Raw genomic sequence first — 1,310 nt, 5'->3', positions numbered from 1 at the left:
AACGGAAATATGTACATGAGAAACGAATCCCAGCTGCTACAAGGAACGACAAGTGTTTCTGCTAATAAAGGTCTTGGCAAAGTCTCTGTCTTTCAAGAAGGAACGGCAGACAATTTTGACTATAATTATTGGTGTTCGCCTGTAGGCAATGCTTCGGCAGCTACAGGAAATGAAAATTTCGGAATCTCAATGATTTATCAGCCCACAACAGTTACCGCCAGTACTCAAGCTACGATACTGCCATCCTCCAATTCTAACGGTACGGCCAGTCCGCTTGCTATCTCTTCCAGATGGATCTATAAATTTTTGTCTTCAACTTCCTATTCGCAATGGATATATGTAGGAGGCGCTTCGACCTTGGCTCCCGGCCAAGGATTTTCCATGAAAGGAACAGCAGGAACAGACCCGACTATAGTAGAAGCCAACGGAATACAGAACAATCCTGGAGGTGCTGGTTCGCAGCGCTATGACTTCCGAGGCAAACCAAATGACGGAAATATATCAGTAACAGTCGCTGCGAATAATTTGACACTTACCGGAAATCCGTATCCGTCTGCACTGAATGTCAATGCTTTTCTACTGGACGCTACAAACAATGCTGCAACAGGCATTGCCTACTATTGGGAACAAGACAAAACAGTTAATTCCCACAATGTCGGCCTTTATAAAGGGGGTTATGGCGCTTATTCGCCTATCAGCCTTGGTTCCAATGGCGTGTATGTTCCAGCTACTTTTAATTCTTATAATTCTGACGGATCGCTGAATGGCGTAGGTACTTCATCTGGACTGATCATCGAAAGAAAATATGCTCCAATCGGGCAAGGATTTATGATCAAGGGCGCATCAAACGGGACGGTAACTTTGAAGAATGCACACAGAGCTTATTATAAAGAAAGCGGCGCTTTGTCGCAGTTTGAGCGCTCGCAAGATCCAGCGCCAAAAAAACTTGCTGAAACTACCGAAAGTGAATCTATTGTAATCACAGAAGCGCAGTTCAAGCTCAATATCATCCTCGACAACCAGTTCACGAGACAGATTGCACTGGTATTCTTGCCTGAAGCTACAGACGGAATCGATGTGGGAATCGATGCCTTGAGCATAGCTCCAGACGACCTGCCAAATGATGCTTATTTTTTTCTGGACAACAGCAAATATGTAATTCAAGGAACCAGTTTCGATAGTAACAAAAGAATTCCTCTAGGCGTAAAGGCAGCCAACAACGCCTCGATAAAATTTTATGTGCCGGAAGTAACAAATTTTGATCCGACCCAAATGATCTATTTATACGATGGAGCCGACGATTCGTATCA

General features: G+C 44.0%; 1 protein-coding gene. It reads left to right on the top strand.

What is annotated here, in order from left to right:
• Nucleotides 1-15: 15 nt before the first annotated feature.
• On the top strand, nt 16-1,310 hold a 1,295-nt coding region (locus CLV94_RS16895), incomplete at its 3' end, for a secretion protein (protein WP_121377690.1).

The sequence above is a fragment of the Flavobacterium endophyticum genome, assembly GCF_003634455.1.
Classification (GTDB): domain Bacteria; phylum Bacteroidota; class Bacteroidia; order Flavobacteriales; family Flavobacteriaceae; genus Flavobacterium; species Flavobacterium endophyticum.
This window is presented reverse-complemented; position numbering and strand designations above follow the sequence as displayed.